Annotated in this window: 23 protein-coding genes; 12 read left to right on the top strand and 11 right to left on the bottom strand. The window is 68.1% G+C overall.

Going from position 1 to position 21,653, the window contains the following annotated elements; translation table 11 throughout:
* Positions 1–5 precede the first annotated feature (5 nt).
* Together FDM97_RS24880 and FDM97_RS24875 are read left to right on the top strand one after the other, a co-directional pair.
* The gene (locus FDM97_RS24880) at positions 6–602 is read left to right on the top strand and encodes an SLATT domain-containing protein (protein WP_137992709.1); all 597 of its coding nucleotides are present in this window, start codon (positions 6–8) and stop codon (positions 600–602) included.
* Positions 599–1,918: a nucleotide-binding domain-containing protein gene (locus FDM97_RS24875; protein ID WP_137992708.1), complete on the top strand. Its 1,320-nt coding sequence runs from the start codon at positions 599–601 to the stop codon at positions 1,916–1,918. Before FDM97_RS24880 ends, FDM97_RS24875 begins: the two co-directional genes overlap by 4 nt.
* Positions 1,919–2,090: 172 nt before the next feature.
* Here the strand turns inward: FDM97_RS24875 and FDM97_RS24870 are convergent, their stop codons facing one another.
* The gene (locus FDM97_RS24870; RefSeq protein WP_254705748.1) at positions 2,091–2,945 is read right to left on the bottom strand and encodes a hypothetical protein; all 855 of its coding nucleotides are present in this window, start codon (positions 2,943–2,945) and stop codon (positions 2,091–2,093) included.
* Positions 2,946–3,070: 125 nt separating this feature from the next.
* Between FDM97_RS24870 and FDM97_RS24865 the strand changes: the two genes are divergently transcribed.
* The 5 genes from FDM97_RS24865 (at position 3,071) to FDM97_RS24845 (ending at position 7,966) form a co-directional block, all read left to right on the top strand.
* Positions 3,071–3,640, top strand: coding sequence for a hypothetical protein (locus FDM97_RS24865; protein WP_217510263.1), 570 nt, complete (start codon positions 3,071–3,073; stop codon positions 3,638–3,640).
* Between the two features lie 107 nt (positions 3,641–3,747).
* Positions 3,748–4,035, top strand: coding sequence for a hypothetical protein (locus FDM97_RS36005; RefSeq protein WP_175438984.1), 288 nt, complete (start codon positions 3,748–3,750; stop codon positions 4,033–4,035).
* 401 nt (positions 4,036–4,436) lie between these two features.
* Positions 4,437–5,354: a nucleotidyltransferase family protein gene (locus FDM97_RS24860; protein WP_137992707.1), complete on the top strand. Its 918-nt coding sequence runs from the start codon at positions 4,437–4,439 to the stop codon at positions 5,352–5,354.
* Complete coding sequence (locus FDM97_RS24855; protein ID WP_137992706.1) at positions 5,351–5,995, top strand: Cap15 family cyclic dinucleotide receptor domain-containing protein; 645 nt, start codon at positions 5,351–5,353, stop codon at positions 5,993–5,995. The genes FDM97_RS24860 and FDM97_RS24855 overlap by 4 nt, the downstream gene beginning before the upstream one ends.
* A 315-nt stretch (positions 5,996–6,310) precedes the next feature.
* The gene (locus FDM97_RS24845) at positions 6,311–7,966 is read left to right on the top strand and encodes a hypothetical protein (protein WP_137992705.1); all 1,656 of its coding nucleotides are present in this window, start codon (positions 6,311–6,313) and stop codon (positions 7,964–7,966) included.
* 25 nt (positions 7,967–7,991) lie between these two features.
* Here the strand turns inward: FDM97_RS24845 and FDM97_RS24840 are convergent, their stop codons facing one another.
* Positions 7,992–9,539: a restriction endonuclease subunit S domain-containing protein gene (locus tag FDM97_RS24840; protein WP_137992704.1), complete on the bottom strand. Its 1,548-nt coding sequence runs from the start codon at positions 9,537–9,539 to the stop codon at positions 7,992–7,994.
* Positions 9,540–9,905: 366 nt separating this feature from the next.
* Here FDM97_RS24840 and FDM97_RS24835 point away from each other — a divergent pair, with 366 nt between their 5' ends.
* Positions 9,906–10,394 (top strand): hypothetical protein, encoded by a 489-nt coding sequence (locus tag FDM97_RS24835; protein WP_137992703.1) that lies wholly within the window; start codon positions 9,906–9,908, stop codon positions 10,392–10,394.
* A gap of 904 nt (positions 10,395–11,298) precedes the next feature.
* Here FDM97_RS24835 and FDM97_RS24830 read toward each other — a convergent pair.
* Entirely contained in the window at positions 11,299–11,721 is a 423-nt protein-coding gene (locus tag FDM97_RS24830; protein WP_137992702.1) for a hypothetical protein, read from the bottom strand.
* Positions 11,722–12,325: 604 nt separating this feature from the next.
* Here FDM97_RS24830 and FDM97_RS24825 point away from each other — a divergent pair.
* Positions 12,326–12,520 (top strand): hypothetical protein, encoded by a 195-nt coding sequence (locus FDM97_RS24825; RefSeq protein ID WP_137992701.1) that lies wholly within the window; start codon positions 12,326–12,328, stop codon positions 12,518–12,520.
* Between the two features lie 37 nt (positions 12,521–12,557).
* Here FDM97_RS24825 and FDM97_RS36615 read toward each other — a convergent pair whose 3' ends face one another.
* The gene (locus FDM97_RS36615; RefSeq protein ID WP_254705747.1) at positions 12,558–12,941 is read right to left on the bottom strand and encodes a hypothetical protein; all 384 of its coding nucleotides are present in this window, start codon (positions 12,939–12,941) and stop codon (positions 12,558–12,560) included.
* Positions 12,942–13,129: 188 nt separating this feature from the next.
* Here FDM97_RS36615 and FDM97_RS24815 point away from each other — a divergent pair, with 188 nt between their 5' ends.
* A complete protein-coding gene (locus tag FDM97_RS24815; RefSeq protein ID WP_432816242.1) occupies positions 13,130–14,509 on the top strand; it encodes an MFS transporter in 1,380 nt (459 codons plus the stop codon).
* Between the two features lie 39 nt (positions 14,510–14,548).
* Here FDM97_RS24815 and FDM97_RS24810 read toward each other — a convergent pair whose 3' ends face one another.
* The 7 genes from FDM97_RS24810 to FDM97_RS35995 all read right to left on the bottom strand — a co-directional run bounded on the left by FDM97_RS24810 (position 14,549) and on the right by FDM97_RS35995 (position 19,887).
* Positions 14,549–15,526, bottom strand: coding sequence for a hypothetical protein (locus tag FDM97_RS24810; protein WP_137992700.1), 978 nt, complete (start codon positions 15,524–15,526; stop codon positions 14,549–14,551).
* A 45-nt stretch (positions 15,527–15,571) separates the two neighbouring features.
* Entirely contained in the window at positions 15,572–16,936 is a 1,365-nt protein-coding gene (locus tag FDM97_RS24805; RefSeq protein ID WP_137992699.1) for a TfuA-like protein, read from the bottom strand.
* Complete coding sequence (locus FDM97_RS24800; RefSeq protein ID WP_137992698.1) at positions 16,933–18,108, bottom strand: YcaO-like family protein; 1,176 nt, start codon at positions 18,106–18,108, stop codon at positions 16,933–16,935. The genes FDM97_RS24805 and FDM97_RS24800 overlap by 4 nt, the downstream gene beginning before the upstream one ends.
* A gap of 94 nt (positions 18,109–18,202) precedes the next feature.
* Positions 18,203–18,361 (bottom strand): hypothetical protein, encoded by a 159-nt coding sequence (locus tag FDM97_RS36000; RefSeq protein ID WP_175439226.1) that lies wholly within the window; start codon positions 18,359–18,361, stop codon positions 18,203–18,205.
* 27 nt (positions 18,362–18,388) lie between these two features.
* Positions 18,389–19,009, bottom strand: a complete 621-nt coding sequence (locus tag FDM97_RS24795) for a hypothetical protein (protein WP_137992697.1) — start codon at positions 19,007–19,009, stop codon at positions 18,389–18,391.
* Entirely contained in the window at positions 19,009–19,644 is a 636-nt protein-coding gene (locus tag FDM97_RS24790) for a hypothetical protein (RefSeq protein WP_137992696.1), read from the bottom strand. Before FDM97_RS24790 ends, FDM97_RS24795 begins: the two co-directional genes overlap by 1 nt.
* 78 nt (positions 19,645–19,722) lie before the next feature.
* A complete protein-coding gene (locus FDM97_RS35995; RefSeq protein ID WP_175439225.1) occupies positions 19,723–19,887 on the bottom strand; it encodes a hypothetical protein in 165 nt (54 codons plus the stop codon).
* A 203-nt stretch (positions 19,888–20,090) separates the two neighbouring features.
* Here FDM97_RS35995 and FDM97_RS24785 point away from each other — a divergent pair, with 203 nt between their 5' ends.
* Both FDM97_RS24785 and FDM97_RS24780 read left to right on the top strand, forming a co-directional pair.
* Positions 20,091–21,272, top strand: a complete 1,182-nt coding sequence (locus tag FDM97_RS24785; protein WP_137992695.1) for a helix-turn-helix domain-containing protein — start codon at positions 20,091–20,093, stop codon at positions 21,270–21,272.
* Positions 21,272–21,646 (top strand): hypothetical protein, encoded by a 375-nt coding sequence (locus FDM97_RS24780; protein ID WP_137992694.1) that lies wholly within the window; start codon positions 21,272–21,274, stop codon positions 21,644–21,646. Before FDM97_RS24785 ends, FDM97_RS24780 begins: the two co-directional genes overlap by 1 nt.
* Positions 21,647–21,653 lie beyond the last annotated feature (7 nt).

The following is a 21,653-nucleotide window of genomic DNA, read 5'->3' as shown; positions in this document are numbered from 1 at the left end:
ACGAATTGACACACGAGAGCGAAGCGGTGCCCGACCGCGACCCGTACCTTCTGGCGCAGATGCGAGAGGCGTTCGGGCGCGTGGTCTACAGCCACAAGACCCATGAGAAGCAGGCGGACATCTGCTTCACCAAGCACCGGTGGCAGCAGGGCGTCCTCATTGCCCTCACCGCGATCGGTTCGGGCACCTTCCTTGCCGCGGTGGTCGGCCTGCTCGGCAACGCAGTGCTGACGAGCCTCGCGACCTCTTCTATCGCGCTCCTGGTCAGCTGGATGAGCCTTGGGACGAAGACCTTCAAGTTCGAGGAGGAGTCCGAGGCCCACCGCGCTATCGCCTCTCGGCTGTGGGACGTCCGGGAGTCGTACATCTCCCTCATCGCCGACCTGATGTCCGGCACCGTCTCCAACGCAGAGGGCCGAGAGCGACGGGACGAGCTGCAGCAGGCCGCGCGCGTCGCCTACGCCGAAGCGCCCAGGACGAGCAACAGGGCGTTCGCGCGTGCCCAGGGCGGACTGCAGAACAACGAGGAGATGACGTTCACCTCGCACGAGATCGACCTCTTCCTCCCGGAGGCGCTCCGGCTCGGCGAAGGCGAGGCATGACGATGAAGACCTCAGAGATCTTCGAAACGCTGCTCCAGAACCTCAAGGTCGGAGAGACGGCCACGACGGTCGCCTCGCGCCGGGACGAGATCACGAAGGCGCTCAACAAGGACTTCCGCGACAAGGACGGTTGCATCGAGTACAAGCTGATGGTCGGATCGTTCGGCCGGCATACCGCGATCAAGGGTGTGTCCGATCTCGACATGATCTTCATCCTCCCGCCCGGGATCCGGGCGAGCTACGACGGGGACACCGGCCCGCGGAGGATTCTCGAGAGGGTTCGCGACGACCTCAAGGCGCGGTACAAGAACACGGAGATCCGCGTCGACCAGTGCGTGGTCCGAGTGCGGTTCACGTCTAACGCCTTTAAGTTCGAGGTCCAGCCGGCATTTGAGAACGCCGATGGCAGCTTCGACTACCCGGACACGAAGGTTGGGGGCTGGAGGGTTACCAAGCCGCGCGAGGAGATCGCCGCGACCAAGGAGTGCAACGACCGCACCGCGACGAACATGCGCCACCTCGCCCGGATGGCACGGGCATGGAAGAACGCGAACGGCGTAAGTATGGGCGGCCTGCTCATCGATACCCTCGTCTACAACTTCTTCGACCAGACCGACGACTACGACGCAGCGGGCACAGGCTCGTTCGACCTCATGGCCCGCGACTTCTTCGAATTCCTGAAAGATCAGCCAGAGCAGGAGTACTACCTGGCGCTGGGCAGCCGGCAGCGGGTCCACGTCAAGGCGAAGTTCCAGCCGAAGGCGAAGAAGGCGTACAACCGATGCCTTGAGGCGATCGCGGACGAAGGCAAGGCGTCTGCCAACAAGAAGTGGCGCGAGGTCTTCGGCACGTCGGTGCCGCTGGCGAAGAGCGCGAGCGAGTCGTCCCGGTCGTTCAGGGACACCGAGGAGTTCATTGAGGACGAGTTCCCGGTCGACGTCTCCGAGACCGTGTCCATCGATTGCGAGGTCACGCAGGCCGGATGGCGTCCGACCTGGCTCCGCACGATGCGTCGCGGCGGGATCCTGCTCAAGGCCGACAAGAGCTTGAGGTTCGTGGTCACTCACTGCTCGGTCGAGGAGCCCTACACGCTGAAGTGGAAGGTGCTCAATCGTGGCCCGGAAGCCGAGCGGAGGGACAATATCCGCGGCCAGATCGTCGACTCGAGCACGCGGGGAGTCCGCACCGAGCACTCGCGCTTCAAGGGCGAGCACGTCGTCGAGTGCTACGTCGTCAAGGATGGGGTCGTCGTCGCTCGGGACCGGATCGATGTGCCGGTCAGCAACACGAGCGTCAAGACGGCGAACGTCTCCTAGGGAACCGATCCTCGGAGCGCGACGAGGCCCCGACGAATATGCCGAGGTCTCGTCGCATCAGACGCATCCGCCCGTAGGGTCGAAGCATGAGCGGTTCTCTCGCTGCTATGTCCGAGTCCCTGCTCAACGCGGAGATGGCTGCGGGCAAGCGGTATGCAGCCGGGCTGCGGTCTTACGCCGCATTGCCCGTCTCGATGCGGAGAGATTCCCCACCGGCCAGGCGCATTTCCACATCTGCAGGCTGGAGCGACGCCGTCGGCGCGGCGAGGCGGAGAGCGGCGTCGGCGAGGACCGTGACGACCCGGGTAGCCAACTCCTGGGGTTCGAGTCCGTTGTCAGTTCCACGGGGGATAGACAGCCACACCCGGCAGTCGTTGCCCGCCAGGACCTGCACCGGACCATCCGGGACGCAGAGGATGCCGCCGCTGGCGAGTGCCTGGACAGCCGTGGCGTGCAGTTCGGCGGTGTCCTTCTTGTCGACCTCACGCGCGGCCATGTAGATCGCGTGGGCCAGTTCACCGGCGGCCTGGTCGACTGCGCCGACGTCGATACGGAAGGGCCCCAGGGAAACGGTGTCGGTGGTCGGGTCATAGCCGAAACCCCAGAAGGCGCGCGCGACGTCACGTGGCGCCTCACCGGCCTTGATTCGCTCCTTCTGCGGACCGCGCCCCTTCCCTCGGGACCAATCCTCGAAGTGAGTCAGACCGTCACGCATGTGCTTGATGCCGGGCAGCGCAGTCTCGAACCGCTCCCGCGCCTGCTCCAAGGCCTGCACGGCCGCCGGGTCGACACCGAGTTCATCCAGGGCGAGCTGCTGCAGTTTCTCCGCCGTCAGCAGCTGGCACAGGGCGACACACAGCTGTCGCGCGTCGATCTGCCGGGAGTCGACCCAGCCGAGCATTCCGCCGTCGGCGCGCATCCGCCGGACCGCGAGCATGGCGGCGCTCTTCCACCACTGCGCCTCCGATACAGCGATCGCATACGGGTGGTCCGCCGGTGACCAGTTATCGGCCGCGGTGTCGCTCATAGCGAGCATCATCACCGTTCAGCAGGCCAGTGCGCTGGGTATTTTCCGCAGCCGTCGACGGCAGCAGGCGGGCGGTCGCCGAGGCCGGAACGCGCTGTCGGTGGCGTGCCTCACAATGGCGGTGCATGAACGATCCACGACTGGAGACAGCGATGGCAGGTAGCGGCTTCAAGATCAACAGGCAGGGCATCCGGAAGATGATGAACGAGATCCAGCGGGAGATGGACAAGCACCCGGTCAAGGCTCGGGTGGAGTCCGACACCTCGGGTCTGTCCCTCGGCTCCGGCAGCATCCTGGGCGGCGGCAACATCTTCAACGGTCCCGTGATCCACGGCGACCTCAACAATGCTCAGCTGGCGTGGGGCAACACCTCGGTCAACCAGACCCAGCACACCGAGGGCCAGCAGATCGCCCCCGGGTTCGAGGCCATTGCCCAAGCAGTCGTCGACGCTCTGCGGCAGCTGCCCACCATGGGCGTCTCCGAGGAAGACATCGAAGACGCCGCAGCTGCTGGCGAGGAAGTCCTCAACGAGGTGGTGCAGACGGATCCGGATCGCGGAAGGATCCGCCGTGCCGTGGCTGCGCTGAAGGGCTACTTCGCCCCCATCGCGACCGGAGCCATCGCCGCCGGCGCCGGGGCAGGCTCGGAGGACGCCGCCCGCGCGGTCATCGAAAACCTCAGCACCGCCCTCTAAGACCCGTTGCCGAGAAGCTGCCCGACCACGTCACAAAGGAGCTCGCCAAGGCCACGGGGATGGACCCAGGGCTGTCAGTAGCGGCTGTCAGGCTGAACCGATAGACCGTGATGACGAGCAGCTGCTGCGCCGCCAGGTCTACGGCACCGGACCGCGACCCTCCGATCCCGCGGCCGGACCGGGCCTACGCCGAACTGATCGGCGGCCCGCTCGACGGCCTGCTGCTCGACATCACCGGCCGCAGTGCGGCGGCGATCCGGTCCGCCGTGGCCCCGCCGGAGATCGGCACCTCGGGCATCGCGGCCCGTACGGCGTCGGTGTCCAGTGCTTTGACGGCTGCCCGCGAAGTCCCAGCCTGCGTCGTGCCGGTGGCGGACCGGGGGATGCCGACCTAGTCGAGGCCATGACCGGCACGGTGCACTGCGCCGGGCCCGTTGCCGACGCCGCCCACCCCCTTGGGAGCAGGGGAGCCGCATGGCATGCCGACCGGGCGCGCCGATCTCGCCGACCGCTGCGCCAGGCCATCACCGCCTGCGCCACCGCCACCGGCTGATCGCCCGTTGCCCACCGACTGCCCGCTCGTTGGACCCGCCGAGCGCCCCGGCCAGGGCGCTCGGCTGCGCCTGCTCCACACGCCCGGCACGTACACCCCCACGGCCCGGGCGCCGCACGGTGAAACCCTCGGGCGGCCGGGCCCGGGGCACACCCGGGCCGCCCCCTTCCTGCGTCACGAGGGGCTCCGTTGTCAGTCCCTGGAGGTAGGGTGCCCGCCACCGTCTTGAGCGAGGAGTACCCGTTGGCAGAGCGCCTGAGCACCGCGGAGCGGCAGCAACTGATCAGTAAGTGGATCTCGCCGTCCACCGAGGCCGAGGCGGACCGCCAGGCGAGGGCAGAGCGGATGGTGAAGGACGCCATAGCTGCGCATGGTGCCTTCGACGACGTGCGCAGCAACCTCACGATCGTGGCCAAGGGCTCCTACCCGAACAACACCAACGTGCGCTCTGACAGCGACGTCGACATCAAGGTGCAGCTCAACAGCCTGTACTACTACGACTTCGCCCCCGGCGTTGTGGCCTTCCCGAACCGCTCCTCCAGCTCCTACACCGGCCGGTGGACCCCCACACTCCTGCGCCAGGAGGTCGGCAGGGCGCTCGTGAAGGCTTTCGGCTCCGGCGTGGACGATAGCCACAACGTCGCCTTCTACGTCCCCCCAGTGCCGGGGAGCCGGCCCAACGTCGACGTGGTCCCGTGCTTCGAGTACCGGCTCTTCACCAACGGCGCTGGCACCAGCTTCCACACCGGCAGCGTGGTGTACTGCCGGGACAGCGGGCGGATCGTCAACTGGCCCGAGCTGCAACTGGCCCACGGCCGTACGAAGAACACCAACACCGGCAAGCGCTACAAGTTCGTGGTGCGGGTACTCAAGTCGGTGGAGAATGAGCTGTGCTGGCAGAAGCGCATCGAGGCGGTCCCCTCGTACTTCTCCGAGTGCCTGATTTACAACGTGCCCGATCACGTCCTCAAGAACGGCTCGTTCGACGACGCGGTCCGCCTGTCCCTGGGCGAGGTCTATGCCCAGCTCGGAAGCCGGTCGGAGGCGATGATGGAACCGAACGAGATCAAGAAGCTGTTCGGCCCGCAGCAGAAGTGGACGGTGGAGACCGCCCGCGAGCTCGTCGAGCAGGCCTGGGTCTACCTCGGGTACGGCCGGTGAGCCCCGCGACCACCGTCCGAACGACGGCCTCCCTCCTCACGACCGCCTACACCATCGCTCTGCCGCTGCTGGGCATCACACCCACCCAGAACGCGAAGTACCTGTTCGCCTATCTGCCCTCGCTGATCGGCTACGGCGTCCTGGTCTTCGACAAGTGGGCATGGCGCTGGTGGGGCATCCACCGCATCACTGGCCACCCGTGGATCGGCGGCACCTGGCGCTCGGTCCTCGCCCCCGCCGCCGAGAGCCACATCCCCGCCGGCGGCAACCGCGGCCCCATCACCACCTACCTCACCATCGAGCAGACCTACTGGACGCTTCACGCGACGTTGCGCACGGCGGAGAGCATGTCGCGCTCGAACAACGCGACGATCGTGAAGACGGACGGCTCGGGGATCGCAGAGGTCCGGTTTCTGTACGAGAACACCCCGCGCACCGAGCACCAGGCCCGCAGCCCCCGGCACACCGGCTCGTGCCAGCTGTCCGTCGCCGGGCGCGCGCCGCGCAGCCTCGCGGGCAGCTACTTCACCAGCCGCTTCACCGCCGGGGACATAGACTTGACCCTGGTCGACCGCTCCACTGAGTACGCCACGTTCGCCGATGCCCAAGCGGCCGACCAGCGGGCGTCGGCAGCACCCTGACACTTCGCACAGCACCACCACGGCCCCGAAGCGGGGCCAACGTCAACCGAGAGCTCTGTGCCAGCCCGCTGGGCGGTCTCCTGCTGGACGTCACCGGCTGGGACGACGAGCAGCTCGCCGACAGGGCAGCGCTGCTCACCGAGCTCGGCCGGTGCGGCCCGGCGGCCGTGCCCATTACGAGCCGCACCCGGCTGACCCGCGCCGCTGGGACGGGCAGGGCGACCTTCCTTGACGCATGGCGGGCCCTCCGGGCAGTACGCTCAGCCGACCGCAAATGCCGTGGAGGCTGTCGGCGGCCGGTCCTACACTCGTCAGATGGCGCTCACGTACAGCAGCGGTAGCAGCAACGGCCTACCTGAGGAGGCTCGGCCGGAGTCGTATCTGGCCGGGATCAATGCCACGCCCACGCAGTGGGTCACCGTCCTGCACCACACGCTCGACGGCCGTGACTTCGGGATCGGCAGCTACCTGACGAGCTTCGTCGGCCGCGAGCACGCCCTCTCCGAAGTCTCCTGGACCCACGGAGGGGTAGGGAGCGCCGGCATCTGGCGGCAGGGCGACGACTCCGGCTTCTACGACGGCCTGACCGATGACTCCGATCGTGCGGAGTTCTTTGTCCAGCGCCGCCATCATCAGCCGCCTGGGATCGAGCCCACCACGGAGTTCACCCCGTCGTTCCTGTGGTACTTCGAAGCCATCCCGCGCCCCGATGGCAGCTGGTATTACCTCGACGGCGCCGGACGCGACCAGGAGCTCGTCCGCATCCAGCACACCCCCACCGACTTCATCATCGAGATCGCCGCCCTGCCGCTGCGCCGCTACCTCGCAGTCCGAGAGCGCTTCCTGGTCGTGCAATGCGACAAGGTGACCCGGCTTGCGTCGGTGCCGGAGCCGCGAATCGACGCGACCCTGCACACCGAGGTGTGCCGGTTCGGCTTCCACAGCGGAGACCTCCGCTCCGCCAACCGTCCGGGCTTCGTCCGCTTGCTGGGCAAACACCTCGTCCTGCCGATCAACGCCGAGCCGGCCGACCTCGGCTACCCGTATGCGACCGTTGAGTCGTACCCCGAGTTCGTGATCGACACCGACCCGGCGACCGGCCAGCCTGTCACCTCCACCTGCGACCCGGAGCAACTGAGCAACCGTTTCCGCGATCGCGGCACCCCGCACTACCTCACCACCGTCTACTTCCGTCGCGAGGTTCTGCGCCGCTACACCTCCGAGCCCTCCCGCTACACGGTGGGCCCCCACAGGCTGACATGCCTCAGCCAGTGGGGCCTGTCCATCGGCCGCAACGGCGAGAACCTGATCGAGGCATATCTCGGCGACCTCGGCCGCGACCTGCCCAGCGCCGAACGCTCCCACTGGCTCAGCTTCAACGTCCCACCCAGCGGCGGCGTCGACGAGGCCCGCTTCCGCCGCAACATCCTGGGCCAGTGGGTCGACGGCCTCCCAGACCCGCTGGCCCGGCTCACCCACGCCCGGGAGCGCTTCAGCTCCGCCCTCTCCGCCCTCGTCGGCGAACCGGTCTACCGGCCTTGGGACGCCGCCGACCAGATCGCCTTCTCCGGCCTGCACCTGCCCACCAGTAGCGAGCAGAGTGAGGCCGACACCCAGATCCTCACACTCGCCAAGGGCGTCATCGAGTACCTCAATACCAAGGCACTGCGGAAGCTCCCCGGCGCAGACCCCAAGGCCCCCACCATCAACTGCATCGACGGCTGGGTGAAGCACACCGACGGCGACACCGACACCCTAGTCGGGCCGCTACGCACCCTCCAGGGCCTGCGGTCCAACGGCGCCGCCCACGCTCGCACCAAGGATTGGGCAACCATCCTCACCCGGGCCGGTCTCGACATACTCAAGCCGGACGAGCAGTTCCTCGGGCTGGTGAGCAGTACTGCCGACGCCCTCGAAGCTCTGTCCGATCACGCCGAGGCGCAGGCGCAGCAAGCTGCCCCTGGCCAGTAGATCAGGGCGCGTTCGATGTCCGGAGCTACCGGAGCCCGACTGCCCGAAGTGCCTGCTCGTCCGCTCGGTACTCGTAGAAGTGGCCGTGGTCGAGGCTGGTCTGGAGCAAGACTCCCTGCTCCTTGTCGGGACGGAACAGCGACAGGGTGGCGCAGCCCTCGCACTTCTCGCAGGTGAGGAACGGGCTCAGCGGGTGGAGCCCTTGGTCACGGTCAGCTAGGTACAGGCTGGTGGCGATCCGGCCTGGTCCGGTGTGACGCAAGTTCTCGGTGGGGACGACCGAGTGGTCTCCCATCAGCCGCCGAAGGGTGATGGTGTCCGACCGCTCGTGGCGATCCCACGCCACGTTGGTCACATCGAGCAGTTGCAGGTCGGCGAGGAACCGTGCTCGACCGAGGAGGAAGCGCAGGCTGTCGTGTGCCTCGTTCAACTTGGAGGCGGAGACAGCGGGGAGGTCTTCACGCCCGTGGGCGCTCCCGTTGCGCTTGATGCCGAGGCTTTGGCACGCTGCCTTGGCCTCGTTGTCCGCAAGGAGAGCTGCGAGCTCGTGGAGGGGATGCTCGGGGGGAAGGTCGGATATTCCCTCTGCCTCCCCGATCTGCTGCAGGATGCGCTGCCAGTCCCCGAAGCCGGGGCCGCCGAGCCCGGTTGCGATCTTCTTCTTGAACGCCCTGATGGCATTGCAGGTGATGCCAGCTTCGTGCGCCAAAGCGGTTGTGAGAAGCGCGCTGTATCCGAGCAGGGTTTCCGCGGCCTTGAGTACGGCCGCGTACTCCTTCGCCTGGGCATCGTCCTGGCCGTCTGCGCTCTTCTGTACCTCGACGTTCCGCCAGCGCAGAGCGACCGGATAGGGGTATCGCGTGCGGACGATGAAGCCCGGATCGTCCAGTTGGGCAGCGGCGACCGACCGGAGCCGGGTGAGCTGGCCGGTAGCGATGATGAGGCGCCTGGCTTCCTCCGGGCTCGTGTTCCTGTCGAAGACCGACTCCGCGAGCGCGCCAGCCTCGGCCGCCATTTCGCCCAGCCGCTGGCCGGCGGCAGCGAGATCGGCCAAGGCCGCGGAGAGCGCCTGGTCCTCGTTCGGCAGCTCCAGTGCCTTGAGCTGGGAGAGCTTGAGGTGCTGTTGAAACGGTGATCCGGCCGCGAGATCCCCGACCGTATCGGAGCGCAGGAACGCGAGGATCAGACGGGCGTGCTCTGCCGCCAAGGGTTTCGCCGGGCGGAGAACAAAGAGGCTGCGCACGGCAACGGCCGGTAGATCGGCTTCCTGCACCAGAGCAGCCTTCGGTCGACCAGAAATCACCGAGGACAGCAAGATGTCGCCCGCACGGAGATGAAGCCGTTCCGGCGCATCGCTGCGCCAGTCATCGGCTTCCGGATCCGGTTTCGCAATCACACCGTCTCGGCCGATGTTCTTCAGCCAGATGAGGCGGACAGCGCCCGAGTCGGCGGGCCCGCAGACGCCGTCCGCGGCCCGGCGGTCAAAAGGCCATCCGCTCAGAACCGTATTGAACACCGATTCGAACGGTAGGCGGTCCGACGGCGATTCTTCGTGTTGCTCAGTGCTGGACAAGGTCCCCCCGGGGATCGTGATGCCGAGATCCTATGATGTTGGATGGGGCGTCAGTCGTGTTGGCCCGGTGTCTGGTTGGTGGATGCTCGGCACACGGTCGAGAAGACCGCCCAGCCGGATTCGATGCCGCCCACTACAGGACTCGTGCAACGTCGTCGAACGCGCGGAGGGTTCGCTGGGTCCCAAGGCATCGCTCTCCTCAGCTCTCGCCATCTCGAAGACTGGGATACCTGGGGCGTGCCCCTGTCTCAGGTTCTCGAGGGGCGTACTGAGCCAAGACCCCGGCGGTTACAGTTCGTGAGTGTCGCCCGGGGTGTGTAGTGCGATCTCTCCGAGCAGCAGACGCCAGAGCCGAAGTCCGATGACGTGTACCAGGAGGTCCTCGACTCCATCGAGGCGCGCCTGCGGCGTCGGCTCGCGGATTCGGAGAGTCCGGCATACCGGTCGCTGGCCGAGCGGATCGAGAGGCTCCGCACCAAGGCGATCGAGAACGTCGAGGACTCGCTGGCGTTCCTCGAGGAAGCGCTGAAGATCGCTCAAGATGTGGTCGCCGCGGACCGGGCGGCGGAACAGGGCGACCAGAGTGCGCTCGACAGGCTGGCCGATCCCAAGTGCGGGGCGCTCACCCAGATCATCGAGGAGAACACGCCACCGGGACTGCACAAGATCGTCCCCGACATAGTTTCGCGGATCGACTCGATCGTCGTCGAGGTCGCCTATGCCGGCTGGAGCGCGAGCGACGCGGGCGACAAACGTGTCCGTCGCGAGCTGCGTTCCGTTCTGAAGGAGTACAGCTTGCCGATCAAGGGTGAGCTGTTTGACCGGACGTACGAGTACGTGCGGGAGAGTTATTAGAGGCGCGAGGATCTTTCGAGGGCTCGGCTTGGCGGCCTTACGGGGACGCGCTCGTGGCAGTGATCGGCGAGACACGTTGTGCCGGTCACTGCGGGGTTCCTGGCGTATGGAGACCGGGCACGTGGACGAACCGGGACGGCGTGGCGAGCTGTCGCTGTCGTCTGTAGCTCGGAGGAGCTGATCGGCTTGGTCCTCCATCCCTGCGCGACGCAGGGCGATAGAGGCGGTAACGGTGGATCCGATGCGGACCGCTTCCATCGGGATCGGGCGGACGGCGACCGCAGCTCGGATTCCGCACGTGCAGTCCTTCGAGGCTGCATCGCTCGGCCTGAGCGCACCGTGGGCGGGGCACTTACGCCTCAAAACTGGGGCATGCCATGGACGCTAGCGGAGAAGCGATAGCTACCAGCCTTGCGCTTGACATGTTTACCCGACCGGGTTTGAACCCGTACACCCGTACACCTGCACAGCTACCGGCTCGCCGCCGAGGCCGGCGGGAACGAACTCGCCGTCACCGCCTTGCGCGTATCTCACGGTCCCGAGCTACCGGAGCGGACCCGCCGCCGGCAGGCGAACGGATCCGACATCACCCGATCAGGTTCAGTAGCGGGAGCATCCGCATCCTCAACCTCGCCGACGAGCTCGTCCTCGCCCACGACCAGCGCCTGGGCCCGGTTGAGGCGCATCTCCACGAGACGACGACACACGCGGCCCCAGCTCCCTCGCTGTGAGTTCGGAGCGCATCCGCGGATCCGTCTCTGCACAGCACGGCATCGGCCCCGCGGGTTCCCGTTCAAGGTCCTTCACTTCACTTCGTCTGAACCCACGGGACTCCCGGCCCCGGTGTCCTAGCTCGAACACGCGCCGCAAAGTAGCCGGGGTGATCACGTGCTCGCCGCCGCGTCTACTGGGCGTTCTTGGCCGCTTCGACCACCAGGACGTGCATGGCGTCGGCCGTGGCGGTGTCGATGCCCGCCTTCTCCATGAGGCCCCGGGTGATCTCCTGGACCTCGGCGAACAGGCCGAGGAAGGTCTCCTCGTCGGTGGTTAGCTCGGCGATCAGCCGGGTCGTGGGGGCGGGGGCTGCGAGGTCGGGGGCCCGGTCGAAGCAGAAGGTGTGCGCGAGGTCGTTGCGCCGATCCCGTGCGGCGTTGAGCCGGTCGGTGAGTCCGGGGACCTTGTCCAGGTGCGGCGCGAGCCTCTCGATCATCTTCTTCATGGTCTCGTCCGCCGCCTTCTCCCACAAGTCACCGGCCAGCTGCTGGCCGTTCTCCTGGGCCGCCGCGTGGCGGTGCTGGACGACGGCATTCACGAGGGGGCGTTCCATCGTCGCCGCCGCGAACACGGTCTTCCCGTACTGGTAGTACGCCTGGTTGGTCAGGTCTATCGAGCTGGTTCGAAGTCCATGCCCCAGTATCGCGGGGGTCGTTGAAGCCGTGCGAGGGAGATAGGCGCCGGCCTCCTATCCCTGACCCGGGCGGGGCGCAGCGGCGACTGCTGGCCGCCAGTTCGGGCCCGGTCGTTTGCCCGCAACGCCGCGGTGTACCGGGTGCCGGTGGCCCGGCTCTGCTCACGGATCTCCCGCGTACGCTTCCGCGACTTCCGGGGCTGGCTCGTAGGCATGTCTGACTCCATACAGCGGCGCACCCCACGCGGACGCCGCTCTGAAGGCAGGCAGGTTCGGGTGCACGATGCGTCGAAGGACGGCTTGGCCTACCAACGAGGACTCCTGCGTGGCGGAAGGCCCCTTCAGCGGTCGGCGGTCGTGACCGCCTGCCCCGGCAGCATACCGGCCTGGCGGCAGCGGCATCAAAGGTCAGCCGGTGGCCCTTGGACCGATGCGCCTCAACGAGCCCCTTTGCGGCACGCGTTGCCGCGTAGGGGCCGTACGCTCGACCGTTGGGCGGACCGACACCCACCGAGGGGGATACATGGCCACGAAACCACTGAGTTTTGACGAGCAGGAAGAGCTCGTCGTGATCCTGTGCACCAGTATCGACACGATGCCCGAGGACGAGTTCGAGGCGAACTACCAGAAGCTCGACCGGGACCATCAGTTCGAAGTCGACGAGTCCATTCGCAGGTTCGCCGACAACGCCGTCGGCGACGAAAACTGGGATCAGTAGTACCGGTGGGCGCGCGGGTGTGGCCCGCGCGTGTCACCTACCCGTCTGCGGCATCAGTGCCGGGGGCGGCTTCGTGCCCCCATTTCTGAGCGGCGGCGAGGTCGGGCGTGGTGCTCGCCATCTCGTACGCGGCGAGCGGGTTGTCGGCATCGACGCGAGGAACGGCGCGGGAAGGCTGGTTGGGCGGTCCGGGTCGGCGGTGCTTGGCCATGTGCTTGAGCTTCGCCCGGTTCCGTACGTCGTTGACCGCGGTGGTCTCGTACGGGCGGACCGCGTGCAGCAGCGTGTTGAGCCGGGACGCGACGAGGGTGGAGTCGACGCGTGCGGCGTCGTCGAGTGCCTGCTGGGCGGCCGGGACCCCGCGTTCTGCCTCGCCCTCGTCGAAGAGCGCGGGTATCGACCCCGCCGCGGCTGACGCCATGCACACCTCGCTGATCGAAGAGGCCAGCAAAGCCCAGTAGCCCAGCCGGGCCGTCCATCTGGCAGAGCTGCTCAGATCCATCGCGCCCTCAGCGGTCCGTATCTCGGCCCTACGCCTCGTTCGGTTGCGGGAGTGTGGAGTCTGGGGCGGGCGATCTTGAAGTTGTCCTAGGGTGTGTCGAGTTCCCGGTGGTGTCTCGCTGCCGGGACTTCGTGTTTCCTGGGCGGAGTTTGATCTTGCGGTACGTGCGCGGTGCGGGGCGTCAGGGAGAGCCGGATGCCGTTCCTCGGATTGGCTGGAGAGCCCGCGTCCGGGCGGCGGCGGTCCCGCTGACCGTCCCGGCTTACCGCCTGCACTTCACGGCGAGGCTGCTGTCGTGGACCGGGTCCGCGGTGGCCCCGATCGGGTTGGCCTTCGCCGTTCTGCACATCGAGCGCGGAGCAGGCGGCCTCGGTCTGGTGCTAGCGACCGGGATGGTTCCGCAGATCCTGCTTCTGCTCGTGGGCGGGGTCGTCGCCGACCGTTTTTCCCGGGCCCGCGTGATGGTGTGGAGCAACATCGTCTGTTTCGCCGCCGAGGGCCTCGCCGCGCTATTGCTGTACGCGGACGTGGCCCGCGTGTGGCACCTGGCCGCCATGTCCGCCGTGTGCGGTGCGGCGTCCGCGTTCTTCACCCCGGCCGCCGGCGGTGTCGTCGTCGAGGTAGTGCCCAAGGAGATGCGGCACGCCGCGAACGCCTTGCTCAAGATCGGGCAGAACACGGTGAAGGTCGGCGGCCCGGCGCTCGGCGGTGTGCTCGTCGCGGTCGCGGGGCCCGAGTGGGTGATCGGCTGGGACGCGCTGACCTTCGCGGCGGGGGCCGTTCTGTGCGCGAGGATCAAGCTGGCGCCGAGCAGGGTGAAGGTGCGCGCGGGGTTCGTGACCGAGCTGCGAGAGGGCTGGCACGACTTCTGGGCCCGCACCTGGCTGTGGATCATGGTCGTGCAGGGCTCGGTCATCGTTCCGATGTGGCTGGTCGGGTACCAGCTCCTCGGCCCGGTATACGGCGAGCGGTTCCTCGGCGGCTCCGGGCCGTGGGGTCTGGTCATGGCCGGATTTACCGGTGGCCTGATCGCCGGCGCCGCGCTCGCGCTGATGTGGAAGCCCCGGTGGGTCGGCCTGGTGGTGTGTCTCGGCACCGGCTCCATGGCTCTTCCCTTGGCCGCGATGGCGCTCGACCTGCCCGTCCTGGTGCTGATCGGGGCGACGGCGGCTGCGGGGACCGGCCTGGCGGTCAGCATGACCACGTGGGCCGGTCTCGTGCAGGAGCGCATCCCGAAGGACCGGCTGAGCCGGACCACGTCCTACTCGACGCTGGGGCAGCTCTTGCCCGTCCCCCTCGGCTATCTCGCGGCCGGCCCTGCTGCCGAGCTGCTCGGCGTACGGGCCGTCCTCGTGGCGGCCGCCGTCGTGATCGCCGGGGCCGCGGTCTTGCCGCTCCTGTTCCGTCAGATCAGGGAGCTGTCCCTGGCTGTCGAGGACGAGTCTGCCGCCTCCGATCTGACCTCGGCGGCGCGGGCCCCGAGGTAGGGGTGCCGGTAAGAACCGAGCCACCAGACGCAAACCGCGTCACGCCACCGAATCGATCCGCTGGGCGCAAACGCCAAGAATTACCTGCAAGTCAGCGAGTGCCTGATCGCGCGCTTCCTGATGGCCGGGGAGTCCCTTCCACACCGTCTCCATCGCTTCGCCAAGTGCTGCGGTGGCCTTCTCCGGGACGAAACGCGCACCAAAGCCATAGCCCGTGTCAGCTCGGGTGCGTAGGTCCCGCTCTACCGTGTCCCAGGCGTCCTGGATCGCCGACTGGTTCTCGCCCCCTCCGGTAGGCTTCTCAAGAGTTCGGATGAGGGCCTGGATATTCTTGTGGGCCTGCGTGCACAGCTTCCGGTAGCGGGTCCACATCTTGTGCGTGGCCACCACTGTGGCGATCCCGATCGTGACCGTCAGGGCTGGCAACACCTTGACGTTGTCGGGCGAGAGCATAGACAGCGCCGTGTACAGCAGCACCGCCGCAGCACTGGCTGCGTTGAAGTTAGCCAGGGTCCGACTGGCCATAGCTCGAAGGACGCGACCTTCGAGCCGTTCGAGCAGGTTGTCTTTCGGCTGGATCCAGCGTGTGAAGAGGGGGAAAAGGAAGGAGAACGCCAGCATCTGTAGAGCGTCCTTTTCGTGGTTGAGCAGTTGGTCCGGGGCAGCCACAATCCTGTCGGAGAGGAAGAGCGGATATAGGGTGTATCTGAAAGCGATCAGCCCCCAGGCCGTGAGCTTCAACGCCCACCAGCGGCGTTCCCATTCAGGTGTCTGGAACGTGGTGATGGTCCAATGGCGGATTCGCTTGGGGGCCTGCCATCCATCGGTGAACCCCTTCCACGAAGCCACCCCACGCTTCATCAGGACAAGACCGCTGATGAAGAGGACCAGACCCGGCCACCGGTAAGGCGTGTCGTACAGCGCGTTGCCCCAGCTGGTTATGGCAACCCCAGCAGGTGAGAGAACACGCCTCCAGTGGGCACGAGCAGGGCCAGTAACCTGAGACCAGATCGACATGCCCCCATCGTCTTGCCAACACGCTGCGCGCCAGCGCTATTTGATTCAAATCAGAGGTTCGATGTCGATCGTGGCTGGTGACGCGGTCCTTACTCGTGCCCCGAGGTAGAACGCGCGGTCGACCTCGACGGCTCCGGCGAAGTCGCGGAACGCTCGGTCTCGGGCGGCGGCGTCCCGGCTCGCCGGTGCCGCGTGGTGATCCAGGCCCCAGCTGACAAGGAGATGCCGGGCGACGCGCTCGGGGTCCAGGTGCGCGGTGGTGTGCCGGGGGTTGTCGGCCGCGACCGCCGTGTTGATTTGGCACGCGACGGCCACGTGTTCAGCGGTCTGCACGGGTGCCTCGAGCAGCTCACCGGCCTCGGCGCGGCTGGCCGGCCACGCGTCCCATGCTCCGTCGAGGCGGGCCGAGCGCACCATGATCCGCAGCAGCGCTTCGTGCTGGGGCAGGGACTGGACCTCGCCGGGCGTGAGCCAGAAGGCTTTCTGTTCGGGTGCCAAGGCGGCGAGGGCCACGCCGTCGGCGAAGGCCGCCTTGATCGCTGCGGCCTCCATCTGCGCGCCGGGCGCGGTGGCGGCAAGTCCCGTGATCCGGCTCAGGACCCGCGCTCGCCATCGGGCCGGGAATCCGGGGTCGTAGATCTGCTGATGCTGGAGGAGCGAGAGGAACGGCAGCTCGATGCCGGTCGCGGTGGGGCGGAAGGTAGCCGTCCAGTACCGGACGAAGCTGGTCCTCCACAGTTCGTCGCGCCATGCCTCAGAGCCCGACGGGACCGGAAGGCCTGCCGCTACCAGGGCCAGCGCCTCCTCGGCGTCCTCGCGTTTGGCGTCGTACGAGTGGGTGCTTCGCCACTCGTTCAACGCGGTGAAGGGCTTGTCCAGGTCCGCTTCGCGCGCGACGCGGCCGAGGGCCTGCCATGTTCGGCGGGTGTAGGGGAGAGCGCGTGCCAGGTCCAGGAGGGACAGGGCGTCGTAGCTGCTGAGCTTCTCGTCTATGACGGCACGGTTGAGGGCCGTGCGGATGTTCACGAGGGCTTCGGAGAGCTGCTCGCCTTCGGGGGTGTGCAGGACGGCGACCTCGTCATCGGCGTCCAGGCGGCCGGCGTGGAAGTCCTCGAAGATCCTGCCCACGCCGACCATCCCGTACGGGGCGAGTTCGGCGGCCCGGAGGGCTCCCATGCTGGCGGCGCCGACGACGGTGACGCCGTCGGCCAGGAGGGCGAGGATCTCCTTGTGCCGGACGGGGGCGCTCTGGTGCCAGACGCCGTCGATGATCAGCGCGACGTCGCCGGGGCCGAGCGCGAGACGGAGCAGATCGCCGTGCTTGACCGGCGGGTGCAGGGCCGCATGGGGTGCGAGTCTGCGGATGCGGTTGGCGCCGATGGTGGGGCCGGCGAAGACGTGGACGGTCATGCGGATGCCTCCGGGCGCGGGCGGGGGATGGTGTGGCGGGAGCTGTAGCGCAGGTGCGGTGCGCAGACCTTGACCACGGCGAACTCCTCGCGCTCGTACCGCCCCGTGGTCAGGTCCACGACGACCGGAGCGGCGCCGACCCTCGCGGTGATCACGGACGCCAGGTAGGCGGCCTCGGCCTGGTGCGTGGGGAACGTCGCGCTGTACCTGCGGGTGATGTGCTCCCACGGGGTGCAGCGGGCGGTGGCCGGGGCGGGGCCTTGGTGTGTGCCGGGGCGGTAGACGACGGGGTGTGTGTCGTCGCGGCTTCCGGTGATCAGGGTCAGCCGTGTTTGGGCCGCTTCGGTGATCGCCCTGGACAGGGCGACGCTCGGGTCCAGGTGGGCGCCGGAGCCGCTGACGAGGACGGTGGGCTGATCTTCGCGCCAGAGGAAGCAGGCCATCACGGGGACGCCGAAGCGGGTGGGCAGGTGCCACAGCTCGAACCAGGCCGCGGCGGAGAGGAGCCGGCCGAGGAGCGCGGAGCAATGCGAGTCGTCGATGCTCCACGGGTCGAGAAGCTGTGCGTCCTCGGCGCGCGGGGTGTCGTTGAGGTCGCTGATGGCGTCGCGCTCGATGACCTCATACAAGGCGTGAACCGTCGCCTCGGACCGGGTGTTGCCGGAAGCGAGGCCGTTGGTCGAGGCGCTGGGCAGGTGCATCCGCCAGTCGATGTGTGTCTCCCTGCCGATCTTCACCGCCGCGACGGGGACGGGCACCGGGCTGTTGTTCACGGCGGAGCGGCCGGTGATCCAGTCCAGCCGGGTGCGGTGGGTGAGCAGGCTCCCGGGGTGCTGCTCCAGCGCGGTGACCGGGTACGGCAGGCCCATCTCAAAGGCCGGGGTGTGTCGCACCGAGACGGGCGGGAGGGAACGCTCGCCGTGCCATGCCTCGATCGCCTCCATGGCGCCGGAGACGCGGGCGGCGTCGAGGGTGACGCCCTTGCCCTGGGCGACGGACAGGGTGCGGGCGAGCGGGCGGACGGCCATGGTCACGGGGATGCCGATGTCGTCCAGGCCCGTGACGTCGGCGACCCGGGTGATCCCGAAGCTGTCGAGAAGCGGCTGGATCGCCTTCCAGGTGTCGGACGGAGGACGGGTGCGGTGTGTGCCGTCGAAGTATGTCTTGTGCATGGTTCGCCTCCTGCGTAACGACGGCGCCCGGCCGCCGGGCTGTCCCAGGAAGGGGAGCCTCCGGCGACCGGGCGCGCTCAGGGCCGGCTGAGGGTCAGACGGCGGGGTGCTCGTAGGTGTGGGTGTCGGGGAAGGCGGAGTCCGGCACGGCCGGGTCGCCGCCGGTGTTCTGCGGAAGGTTGCCCTCGGCGTGCAGCTCGGCCACGAACTCGGCCGGGTCCACTGCCTTGGCGATGGCTTCGATCTTGGACATCGGTGCTCCTTGTCGAATGGGCTGCTGCTACACCGTGAGGTCGGTGAAGCAGATGGTGATCAGTACCTCGCGCGACTGGGAGTCGAGCGGGGTACGCCAGTGGGGGATTCGGCTTCCGTCGAATCCGGTGAGGACGCGGTGGTGGATGGGGAACTCCTCGCCACCGCCGGGGTATGGGGTGTCCGTGAGGCGCTCGGCGACCTGCTCGGTGGTCAGCCAGCGCAGGTTGGGAAGCCAGCCCATCGCGCCGAGTCCGGGGGTGAGGCCGCACGAGAACGTGATCTCGCATTTCCCGTCGTCGCGGTGGACGTGCATGTAGTCGCCGGGCGCGTAGAACTTGAACCCGAAGCGGATCGGCGTCATCTTCGCCCGGCCGGTCGCCTCGCCGGCGACCTCGGCGAGTTCCTTGGACATGGCCAGGGAGCTGAGCGCCGGGCCGCCGGGGTGGACGCGGCAGCGCTGAGGGGAGGTGATCGAGCCGTCCCGCATCGGCAGCAGGCCGGGCCGCTGGTTGTGGCGGACCACGGAGTGCGGCTCGCACTGCTCGGACTCCTGCGCGATCTCCTCCCACAAAGAGGAAGCGATGGCGTCCGGCGGGACGTCCGCGCGGCCCTCGGCGAGCCACGTCTGACGCAGCGCGGTCCCCATCACAGGTCCATGAAGGACATCGTGGCGAGCATCCCCCGCGCGGGCTGACGCGGCCGCCAGTGCGGTACCGCGTACCCGGCGAAGGCGCATACGCTCCCGTCGCCGTAGGGGTGTTCCAGGGTCGTGAAGCCCTCGCCGTAGGGGAATATCCCGCGCTCGGTGACGACCTCGCCGAGGTGGTCGGGGTGGGCGTTGTGCAGGTGCGGGGCCCAGCCCATCGGGGGCAGGTCCTCGGTGAGGGCGATGGCCACGGTCACGGTGGACTTCACCGAGTCGGTGTGGATGCCCTGGAAGTCGCCCTCCTCGTACAGGACGACGGCCCCGCCGCGTGGGATGAGACGCGGGATGCCGGTGGCCTTACGCAGCGCGGCCAACAGGCTCTTGTCGTAGGCCAGGCCCTCCAGGACGGGGCCGGGCGGGATGAAGGCGCAGTGCACGGGGGTGGCGAAGGAGCCGTCCCGGTGCGCGGCGGTGTGGTCGTGGACGTGCGCCGTGGCGAGCCCGACGCGCTCGTTCGCCTCGGACACGATGGCCTCGAAGCGACCGCGCTCCAGGACGTCCGGCACCACGACGGTGCCCTTCTCGTCCCACGCGGCTCGGGCGGGAAGCTGTGCGATGGAGTGACCGGTGTCCATGAAGGGCTCCTTGTGCGAGAGGTCATGGAGGGTGCGGAAACGCTCAGCCGTGCGATACCTCGGGGAAGCCGGCGACCGTCACTGACTGGAATCGGTCTCCGGCTGCTCGCCTTCGGCGGCGGCCAGGAACCTCTCCCATCCGGCCTCGGCGCGGGCCACCAGGTCGCGGCTCGGGACGCCGTACGGCTGGGGCTCGCCCTCGGTGCCGGAGTCCGGCGAGCGGTGAGGGAGGGGCGCGGTCATCGGCTTCTCCTCGGTCGGGGTGGGCAGCAGCGGGCCGCGTTGGCGAACGGACGGGACGCGGTACGGCCCGCTGCTTCGGGGGAGCCGCCCGGAGGGTCCTTCAACCTCCGGGGGTGTGTGAACAGTGAACGCGGCCAGGTCCGTTCGGACTATGTCTGACGGAGGGTCTGCAAAGTCTGTGCGTGGATCGGCACACTCTGTGCATGGGCGATTCGCTGGGGGATGTGCTGCGGCAGGCTCGGAACGCCAAGCGCTTGTCGCAAGGTGAGGTCGGCAGAGCCGTCGGATACTCCGGCTCGTGGCTGTCGCGGGTCGAAACCGGGAAGATCCAGCCGGACGAGGACACGCTGCTCGCGTTATGTGGTGTCCTGGGGCTGACTGCTGCTGACCTCGGACTTGAAGGGGATGCCGTGCACCGCCGAAAAGTGCTCACGCTCGGGCTGGGGGTCGGAATCGCTGCCGCGCTGCCCGCAACGGCTGCCGCGGCCGACCCCAAGGAGTTGGTGGAGCGGTCGTTGTTCCACTTGCCCGAGGCGCGGCCGGCGTCGCGTGAAGCGCTCTTCTCCGCGCTCGTCGAGGCTCGGACGGTGTTCCAGGAGGCCCAGTACAGCAAGCTGGGCCGGACACTGCCGTCCCTGATCTCCGGCTCCCTCGCCTCGCAAGCCCACGACATCGCGGCCCGCGCGTACGTCCTGCTGGCACAGCTCGCGATCAAGAACTATCAGGGCATGGCCTGGGTGGCGGCCGAGCGCGCGCGGGCTCAGGCAGAGCTGACCGGCAACCCGGTCGTGATGGGCGAGGCCGCACACTCCATGGGCGTCTCCCTGCGCCGGAGCGGTGACTACCAGGCCGCGATCGACCATCTCCAGGAAGCGGCCGGACGGTTGGGCCAGCATCCGGATGAACTCGCCATGCGGGGCACACTGATGCTGACGGCGTCGTACAGCGCCGCGCAGGCCGGTTGGCGGGGCCAGGCGATGGAGCTGATCGGCGAGGCCGAGGAGACGGCGAAGCGGCGCGAGACGGCTGCACAGCGGCTCTACATCCCTGGGGAGTTCGGGGAGGCTCAGACGCGAGGCTTCCGTATCTCCGTCCACCATGCCCTCGGCGAGGACGACCAGGCGCTGATGTATGCGGAGAAACTCGACCCACGCCGGCTGCCGACGGCCGAACGACGGGGACGCATGTGCATGGACGTCGCCCGGGTCTGGCAGGCTCTCGACGAGCCGGAGAAGACGTTCCACGCGCTCCGCGCCCTGGCGTCGTACGCGCCGGAGGAGGCGACCCGGCCGAAGGTCCGGGGTATCGCGGCGGAGCTACTGATGATGCACCCAGAGATGCCGGGGCTGCGCCGGTTCTCCCAGAAGATCGGAGCGACTGTCTGATGACGAAGGGCGACAGCGTGAGCGAGGACGGCCGGATTTTCCGCGAGGCGTGGATCGCCGGGGTGAAGAAGCACTTCCCCGGTGAGCCGAAGCCGGGCTACATCACGCCGTGGGACCAGACGCCGGAGTGGGAACGGCAGTCCGCGGCGGCCGTCTACGGTCAGGTGCGCGGCTTCGTCCAGGCGAGTGGCGGGCAGACGGCCAAGCTCAGCCGGGAGCAGAAGGGCCGGTTCGTCGCGCTGTGCTGGATCGCGCAGATCCACAAGCACATCGAGAACCCGAAGCCGGGTTACGTGGCTGACTGGGACGTCCTCCCCGAGTGGCAGCGGGAGACGGACGCCGACATCTTCGAGCACATCGAGCACATCCTCTGAACCCTGT

Origin of the sequence: Streptomyces vilmorinianum, assembly GCF_005517195.1 — a bacterium.
GTDB lineage: Bacteria > Actinomycetota > Actinomycetes > Streptomycetales > Streptomycetaceae > Streptomyces > Streptomyces vilmorinianum.
Note: the sequence above shows the minus strand (reverse complement) of the source record. Positions and strands in the feature narration are given on the sequence as shown.